Genomic DNA, 9,048 nt, shown 5'->3' with positions numbered 1-9,048 from the left:
ACGAGCTGAATGCCTATATCGACCACAGCCGCGATATGACCTTCTCTTATGCAGCCGTAAAACAGCTGGAAGGCAAATATCTGGTTCAAAACCGCGTTACCCGCCAAATTTATGAAACGCCGCAGTTCTTATATATTTTGGTCGCCATGTGTCTCTTCAGCAAATATCCGAAAGAGACCCGTTTGGATTACGTCAAACGCTTTTACGATGCCGTTTCCACATTCAAAGTATCGCTGCCTACACCTATCATGAGCGGCGTGCGTACGCCTACCCGTCAATTCTCAAGCTGCGTGTTGATTGAATGCGACGACAGCCTTGACTCCATCAACGCCACCACCAGCGCGATTGTGAAATACGTTTCCCAACGAGCAGGCATCGGCATCAACGCCGGCCGTATCCGTGGCTTGGGTAGTGAAATCCGTGGCGGCGAAGCACAACACACCGGTTGTATCCCATTCTTCAAAATGTTCCAAGCGGCGGTTAAATCCTGCTCGCAAGGCGGCGTACGCGGTGGCGCGGCAACCTTGTTCTACCCATTGTGGCACATCGAAGCCGAAAGCCTGTTGGTATTGAAAAACAACCGCGGCGTAGAAGACAACCGTATCCGCCAACTGGACTACGGCGTGCAAATCAACCGTCTGCTGTACACCCGCTTGATCAAAGGCGGCAATATTACCCTGTTCTCGCCGAATGAAGTTCCGGGTTTGTATGATGCCTTCTTCGCCGATCAAGACGAATTCGAGCGCCTCTACACTCAATACGAGCAAGATCCAAACATCCGCAAACGTACTTTGCCGGCAACAGAATTGTTCTCTACCCTGATGCAGGAGCGCGCCGGTACCGGTCGAATCTACATCCAAAACGTTGACCACTGCAACACGCACAGCCCGTTTGATCCACACGTTGCGCCTGTTCATCAGTCCAACTTGTGTATGGAAATCGCCCTGCCGACCAAGCCTTTGGATAACATCAACGATCCGAACGGCGAAATTGCCTTGTGTACCTTGTCTGCCTTCAACTTGGGCGCATTGAACAACTTGGACGAACTGGAAGAGCTTGCCGATTTGACCGTACGCGCACTTGATGCCCTGTTGGATTATCAAGACTATCCGGTTGCAGCAGCACGCACCGCAACCATGAACCGCCGCACGCTTGGTATCGGCGTCATCAACTACGCCTACTATCTGGCGAAAAACGGCGTACGTTACAGCGACGATTCCGCGCTCGGCCTGACCCACCGTACCTTTGAAGCCATGCAGTATTACCTGCTCAAAGCATCGGTAAACCTTGCCAAAGAATACGGCGCATGCCCGCTCTTCAACCAAACCGTTTATTCGCAAGGCAAACTGCCTATCGACACCTACAAAAAAGACTTGGACGCCGTGTGCAGCGAGCCTTTGCATTACGACTGGGAAAGCCTGCGCGCTGGCATCGTCAAATACGGCCTGCGCAACTCTACCCTGACCGCACTCATGCCGTCTGAAACCAGCTCGCAAATTGCCAACGCCACCAACGGCATCGAGCCTCCACGTGGCCTGGTCAGCGTTAAAGCATCAAAAGACGGTATTTTGAAACAAGTCGTACCGGAATTTGAAACCCTGAAAGATGCCTACGAAACCCTGTGGCAGCTTCCGGGTAACGAAGGCTACCTGAAACTCGTCGGTGTAATGCAAAAATTTGTCGATCAATCGATTTCCGCCAATACCGCCTACGACCCGAACAAATTTGAAGGCAGCAAAGTTTCCATGAAACAAATGCTCAAAGACCTGCTGACCGCCTATAAATACGGCGTCAAAACCCTGTACTACCACAACACCCGTGATGGCGCAGACGATACGCAGACCGATATTCAAGATGACGGCTGTTCGGGCGGGGCTTGTAAGATTTAAAATAGGCTGATTTTTGAAATATATCCAAGGCTTCTAGATAGTAGAAGGCTTTAAGGATTTTCTTAAATTAAAACCTACTACTATATGAAGCTAAGTTGTTATTTTCCAGAAAAGGAAAAATATGGATGCCATTTGGTCATTCTTAGCTGAATATAAATTTTATGTATTTATTAGTGTTCTTTTAGTCTTCGCTATTTTAGGATGGCACTTTATTGATAAAATTCAACATGTTTCATATGGTGAATTAACAATTAATAGAAAAGTCGACTAATTTTTAAAAAGAGAGACATTATGTCCTGCGAACACCTAACCATGTCATACAGCACCTTTTCCAAAACCAAAAACGACGCGCTGAAAGAGCCGATGTTTTTTGGTCAACCGGTAAATGTCGCCCGTTATGACCAGCAGAAATACGAAGTATTTGAAAAACTGATCGAAAAACAATTGTCTTTCTTCTGGCGTCCGGAAGAAATCGACGTGTCGCGCGACCGTATTGACTACGCCAATCTGCCCGAACATGAAAAACATATTTTCATCAGCAATCTGAAATACCAAACCCTGCTCGATTCGATCCAAGGCCGCAGCCCGAATGTCGCGTTCTTGCCTTTGGTGTCTATTCCCGAGCTGGAAACTTGGATTGAAACGTGGAGCTTCAGCGAAACCATCCACTCGCGCAGCTACACTCATATCATCCGCAATATCGTAAATGATCCGTCAGTCGTGTTCGATGATATTGTGCAAAACAAATACATCATCGCCCGTGCTGAAGACATTGCCTGCTATTACGATGATTTGATTGAATACACCCAATATTACAATCTGTTGGGCGAAGGTTCACACAATGTCGGCGGCAAGCTTGTTACCGTGTCTTTACGTGAGCTGAAGAAAAAACTCTATCTCTGCCTGATGTGCGTTAATGTATTGGAAGCCATCCGCTTCTACGTTTCATTTGCCTGCTCGTTCGCCTTTGCCGAGCGCGAATTGATGGAAGGCAACGCCAAAATCATCAAGCTGATTGCCCGCGATGAAGCACTGCATTTAACCAGCACCCAGCATATGCTGAACCTGATGCGTGCCGGTGCCGATGATCCTGAAATGGCTGAAATTGCAAATGAATTACAGGACGAGTGTTTCAATCTCTTCAAAAAAGCAGCCGAGCAGGAAAAAGAATGGGCGGCATATCTGTTTAAAGACGGTTCCATGATTGGCCTGAATAAAGAAATTTTGGCTCAATACGTTGAATATATTACCAATCTGCGCATGCAGGCGGTTGGCCTTCCTGCTGGATTTGAAGGTGCGACTCAAAATCCGATTCCTTGGATTAACGCATGGCTGTCTTCTGACAATGTACAGGTTGCGCCGCAGGAAGTAGAAATTTCCTCTTACCTGATTGGTCAGATTGATTCGGAAGTCAATGCCGACGATTTGGGCGATTTCGAGCTGTAATCGAACATTCGGTTTTATGATCAAGGCCGTCTGAACGGTGTGGCAGAAATCTTTGATTTCGTCTTTACACCGTTTCAGACGGCCTTTCCAATCCAAACAAATCATATGGCACTCATCAGCACACACGACAAAACCTTCCAACTCCAACAAGGCGAAACCTTATTGGAGGGCTTGGAGCGCACCGGTCACGAGGTTGAATACCAATGTCGCAGCGGTTATTGCGGTTCATGCCGGGTCAAAATCTTGGATGGAAAAGTCTCTTATGATAATTTTCCGCTCGCTTTTGTCGCGCCCGGAGAAATTTTGCCGTGTTGCTGTCGGGTTACTGAAGACATCAAGCTCGATTGTCGGGAGCGCATCAAAGAGCCGGACTTATTTGATGTCGATTTATTTGAAGATAAATAAAAAATGCCGTCTGAACATTGTGGCCGAAATCTTTGATTTCATTTCCACCGTTCAGACGGCATTTTGTATGGTCAAGCTTACTTACGTTCGCCAACCGGCAAAACCGTCTTGCCGAAAGATTCGTTGATGACTTCTGCCGCTGCCAAGTAGAACGCACCAAGTGCAGTTACCAAGCCTAAGCAACCGCCGATATGGACGATGCTATGATTTTCCATGCCATCGCCAATACCCAATGCAAAGAAAGTCAGTGTCAAGCAAAAGAAAATACCGCTCAATACTTTAGGCTTGGTCAAGGTGGCCACAAACATCATTAGCGAAAACATACCCCATGCGCAGAGATACCAACCGATAAATGCCGGGGCTGTTTCACCTTTAAAAAAGATGGTAAACAAAGCCCATGTCCACCAGAAGGCGCCATAGCTGATAAAAGCGGTAAAGCCAAACGTATTACCTTTCTTGAACTCAAACATGCCGGCAATAACTTGGGCGATACCACCAAAGGCGAGAGCCATGCCCAAAACTAAGCCGACACCCTCTTGAGCAGTAAAAAAGCCGCCGTTAATCAGGCTGAGCAACCAAGTTGTCAATGCAAAGCCACACAGGCCTACTGGACCTGGATTCGCCAGGTTTTCTTTAGTAGTAGTCATTTTATTTCTCCTCTGGTTATTAAAATAGGAAACCCATTGTTACCTATTTTATTTAAAATTAAAAGAAATAAATTTAAAAAAATCAGGCCATCTGAAAAATATTTTTCAGACGGCCTTGAATATTAATAATTAAACTATCCCAAAATTGCCAAGATTTTCCTTAATTCGTTGGCATCAATTTGGCCGGGGGCCGACGTTTTTTGTGCCGCACCAAAGGTAACGGCCGAGCCGAAAGTCGAGCCGGCCAAGCGACTGACAGCTCCGATTTTACCCATAGACATAGTAATAATCGGGCGGTCGATAATTTGTGAAACATCATATGTTGCCTGTAATAAGGTCAATACATCTTGCGACGATTGCGGCATCACGGCAATTTTGCAGATATTCGCGCCCCACTCGGCCATTGTTTTCAGACGGCCTGTAATATCTACCAAAGACGGCGTGGCTTGAAAATCGTGATTGCAAAGCAAGGCGGCAGTTTGATGTTCATGTGCCAAAGCTATGGTTTGTTTTACGCCATTTTCCTCGGCAAAAAGCTCAATGTCGATCATATCAGCTTGTTTGGAACGGATGATTTTTTCCAATAATTCAAAATAATAGTCATCCGAACAAGGTGTATTGCCGCCCTCTTGCGCCCTTCTAAACGTAAACAGTAAAGGCTTGTCAGGAAAAGCCTGTCGGACAATGCCTAATTGTTCGGTAATAAAATCGGCATCAAGCGCTTCTTGAAAAAAATCTGCACGAAATTCAATAATGTCAAAAGCCGTCTCTTTCAATACGCGCAAAGCCTGCTCCAATTCCTGCGTATTGGCGGCCACCAGCGGCACGGCAATTTTAGGCAGGCCTTTGCCGATCTCGATATTTTTGATGATGACAGGTTTCATATTGTTCCTTTTTGCTGTTCAAGCCAATCAGTGCAGATGCTCGTAAATGGTTTCCGCCAAGGCTTTGCTGATGCCTTCCACTTTTTCCAAGTCCTCGCGGCTGGCTGCAATCACACCGCGCAGACCGCCGAATCGGGTAAGCAATGCTTGGCGGCGTTTGCTGCCGATACCGGGGATTTCGCTGAGTGATGAAGTAACGCGTGCTTTGTCGCGTTTTTTTCGGTGGCCTGTAATTGCAAAGCGGTGCGATTCATCGCGTACGGTTTGCAATAAATGCAAGGCCGGGCTGTTGGGTGGCAGGCGGAAGACTTCGCCGGTAAAAGGCAGTATGAGTTCTTCCATACCGGCTTTGCGCTCAGGGCCTTTGGCGATACCGACCAAAGGAATGTGCAACCCAAGTTCTTCCCATACTGATACGGCTACGCCGATTTGCCCTTTGCCGCCGTCAATCAACACGACATCTGGCCATTTGGCGCTTTCGCCGTTGGCTTCGGCCTCCTGCATTTTGCCGTAACGGCGCGTCAACACTTCGCGCATGGCGGCGTAGTCATCGCCAGGCTTGGCGGTCGTGATATTATAGCGGCGGTATTGTGAAGGCTGGATGTTTTGCTCATCGTACACAACGCAGGACGCAATAGTGGCCTCGCCTTGCGTGTGGCTGATATCGAAACATTCAAGGCGGTTGAGGCCGTCTGAATCCATGCCGAGGATTTTGGCCAGTTCATCAATACGGTGTTGCTGACTGCTTTGTTGCAGGCGGCGTTGTGCAATCGCCATTTGTGCGTTTTGTTCCGCCATTTTCAACCAGACTTTTCGTTCGCCTATGGTTTTGGTGACAAATTGCATCTGCTTGCCGTGTTCGCCTTCCAAAGCCTCTTTCAGCACATCGGGAACGGGAAAGTTGCTGATGATGATGTCGGGTTTGCTTTTGCCCAGATAGTGTTGAGCGACGAAGGCTTCGGCGTAATCTTGCCCGTTTGGCTCGGGATCGTTTTTGGTGTCAGGGAAAAAGCTTTTATCGCCGACATGCCGTCCGCCGCGTATGCTGACCCAGTGTACGCAAACCAGGCCGTCTGAAACCGCCAGCGCGAGCAAATCAATATCGTTGGGATTGTTCGGATTTTTGCTGTCGATAAACTGATTACTCTGCATGATGCCGAGTGCTTGGATTTGATCGCGGTAACGGGCAGCTTCTTCAAATTGCAGATTCGCGGCGGCAGTTTGCATCTTGTGTTGCAAGGTGCGCGTCAATTCGTCGGTTTTGCCATTGAGGAAAGTTGCGGCCTCGCGCACGCTGTCGCGGTAATCTTCTTCGCTGATGTGGCCGACACAAGGCGCGGTGCAGCGTTTGATTTGGTACAGCAGACAAGGACGGTCGCGATGCTCGAATACGCTGTCTTCGCAGGTACGCAGCATAAAGACTTTTTGCAACACTTGAATGCTGTCGCGCACGGCGTTGCTGTTAGGATATGGGCCGAAATATTGATTTGGTTTCTTCAGCGTGCCGCGGTAATACGCCATTTGCGGATATTGATGGCCGCTGAGCATCAAATAAGGATAGCTTTTGTCATCGCGGAAAAGAATATTGTATTTCGGCGACAAGGCTTTGATGAAGTTGTTTTCGAGAATCAGCGCTTCGGCTTCAGAACGCGTGATGGTGGTTTCGATATGGTGAACCTGTTTTACCATCAATGCGATGCGCGGCGAATGGTCGTTTTTTTGGAAATAGCTGGAAACGCGCCGCTTGAGATTGACCGCTTTGCCGACATACAAAACATTGTTGTCTTCGTCAAAAAAACGGTACACGCCCGGTAGATTGGGCAGATTTTTCAGAAAAAGAGGTAAATCGAACGGTTCGGTTGCGCTCACGGGATTTTCTTTTGGAATAAGCAGGCCGTCTGAAAACTTTTCAGACGGCCTTTTTCATTGACGTTTAAGATTCTTGAGACGGAGTATCTTCAGCTTCTACCACTTGGTTTTCAGCTGCATCGCTTTCCAAAGCGGCTTCATCTTCAGCCTCTTCGGCCACGCGCTCCAAGCTGACCAAGGTTTCGCCTTCATCCAAATTAATCAGACGCACGCCTGCGGCAGCGCGGCCGGTCTCGCGGATTTGCTCAACTTTGGTACGAATCAGGACACCGCCGCTGGTAATCAGCATCAGGTCGTCGGTTTCACTGACCAAAGTTGCGGCAACCAAATCGCCGTTGCGCTCGCCGGTATTGATAGCGATATTGCCTTGGCCGCCTTTGTTTTTACGGCTGTAATCGGCAATCGGGGTACGTTTGCCATAGCCGTTGGCGGTAGCGGTCAATACTTGCAAATCGCTTTGTTCGGCTTCAGGGGCAAAGGTAATCAGGCTGACAATCTTGCCATCGGCCGGCAGGCGCATACCGCGCAAACCGCCACTGCCGCGACCGGACGGACGGACACCGTGTTTGCCGCTTGGCAATGCGTTTTCGGCATTTTCATCATCCAGGCCGTCTGAATCTTCGTTTTCGGTTTCGATATCGGCATCTTCTGCTTCATCGTTACCGGATTTTTCCCAATATTCGTTAAAGCGGATGGCTTTGCCCAAGTTGGAGAACAACATAATGTCATCCGCACCGCCGGTTTGCGCTGCGCCGACCAAGTAATCGCCTTCTTTAAGCGCGATGGCTTTAATGCCTTGGCTGCGGACGTTTTTAAACGCAGACAACTGGACTTTTTTCACCATGCCTTGTGCAGTGGCGAAGAAAACGTATTGGTCTTCCGGGAACTCGCGGACGGCCAAAATCGCGCTGACTTTTTCGCCCTCTTCCAATTGGATAACGTTGTTAATCGGACGACCACGGCTGTTGCGGCCACCTTCCGGCAGTTTGTACACTTTAATCCAATGGCACTTGCCCAAATTGGTAAAGCACATCAAATAATCATGCGTATTGGCAACAAACAGGGTTTCGATAAAGTCTTCGTCTTTGGTTGCCGCTGCCTGTTTGCCGCGGCCGCCGCGACGCTGCGCCTGATAATCGGTAGTCGGCTGGGTTTTGATGTAGCCGCCATGAGTCAGGGTAACGACCATTTCACGTTGCGGAATCAGGTCTTCATCGGCGATATCGCCGCCAAACGGATTGATTTCGCTGCGACGCTCATCGCCAAAGTTGGCTTTGATGTCTGCCAATTCTTCGCGGATGATTTGGGTAACGCGCTCAGGTTTGGAAAGAATATCCACGAAATCAATGATTTTGCTCATCAGGTTTTTATATTCGCCGACAATTTCTTCCTGATCGAGACCGGTCAGGTTACGCAAGCTCATGCGCAAAATGGCATCGGCTTGCAATTCGCTCAGGTAATAGCCTTGGCTATGCAGGCCCAAATTCTCTGGCAAGCCTTCAGGGCGCATCATGTGCAGGTCTAAATCCGTACGGCTGAGCATGTCTTCAACCAAGCTGCTGCGCCATGGGCGGGACAGCAGTTTTTCTTTGGCTTCCGGCGCATTGGCAGATTCCTTAATCAGGCGGATAATTTCGTCGATATTAGACAAGGCAACTGCTTTACCTTCGGCAATATGGCCTTCATGACGCGCTTTTTTCAGGCGGAATAAAGTACGACGGGTAACGACTTCGCGACGGTGGCGCAGGAATTCGGACAGGATTTGTTTCAGGTTCAGCAAGCGCGGCTGGCCGTCAACCAAGGCCACCATGTTGATACCGAAGCTGTCTTGCAGCTGGGTCAGTTTGTAGAGTTGGTTCAAAACGACTTCGGCATTTTCATTGCGTTTCAATTCGATCACGACACGCA

At 48.7% G+C, this 9,048-nt stretch carries 7 protein-coding genes; 3 read left to right on the top strand and 4 right to left on the bottom strand.

From position 1 onward, the window contains the following. The 3 genes from nrdA to yfaE all read left to right on the top strand — a co-directional run. Window positions 1-1,889, top strand: a 1,889-nt coding sequence (gene nrdA, locus ACTHUE_RS07300; RefSeq protein WP_440423184.1) for a class 1a ribonucleoside-diphosphate reductase subunit alpha, incomplete at its 5' end; no start/stop codon positions are given. A 312-nt stretch (window positions 1,890-2,201) separates the two neighbouring features. Continuing rightward, a complete protein-coding gene (nrdB, locus tag ACTHUE_RS07295; protein ID WP_004520359.1) occupies window positions 2,202-3,335 on the top strand; it encodes a class Ia ribonucleoside-diphosphate reductase subunit beta in 1,134 nt (377 codons plus the stop codon). Between the two features lie 105 nt (window positions 3,336-3,440). Then, on the top strand, window positions 3,441-3,740 hold the full coding sequence (gene yfaE, locus ACTHUE_RS07290) for a class I ribonucleotide reductase maintenance protein YfaE (RefSeq protein ID WP_003686421.1): 300 nt from the start codon (window positions 3,441-3,443) through the stop codon (window positions 3,738-3,740). Between the two features lie 77 nt (window positions 3,741-3,817). Here the strand turns inward: yfaE and ACTHUE_RS07285 are convergent, their stop codons facing one another. From ACTHUE_RS07285 to ACTHUE_RS07270, 4 genes are all read right to left on the bottom strand, one after another. Then, window positions 3,818-4,387 (bottom strand): acetate uptake transporter, encoded by a 570-nt coding sequence (locus tag ACTHUE_RS07285; RefSeq protein WP_004520357.1) that lies wholly within the window; start codon window positions 4,385-4,387, stop codon window positions 3,818-3,820. Window positions 4,388-4,521: 134 nt separating this feature from the next. Continuing rightward, window positions 4,522-5,271 carry a type I 3-dehydroquinate dehydratase gene (gene aroD / locus ACTHUE_RS07280; RefSeq protein WP_004520356.1) on the bottom strand — a complete coding sequence of 250 codons (750 nt, stop codon included), beginning with the start codon at window positions 5,269-5,271 and terminating at the stop codon, window positions 4,522-4,524. A 27-nt stretch (window positions 5,272-5,298) separates the two neighbouring features. Continuing rightward, window positions 5,299-7,140, bottom strand: a complete 1,842-nt coding sequence (gene uvrC / locus ACTHUE_RS07275; RefSeq protein WP_049335213.1) for an excinuclease ABC subunit UvrC — start codon at window positions 7,138-7,140, stop codon at window positions 5,299-5,301. Between the two features lie 64 nt (window positions 7,141-7,204). After that, on the bottom strand, window positions 7,205-9,048 hold a 1,844-nt coding region (locus ACTHUE_RS07270), incomplete at its 5' end, for a DNA gyrase C-terminal beta-propeller domain-containing protein (RefSeq protein ID WP_440423182.1).

It is taken from the genome of Neisseria sp. P0021.S005, from assembly GCF_051956955.1.
This window is presented reverse-complemented; position numbering and strand designations above follow the sequence as displayed.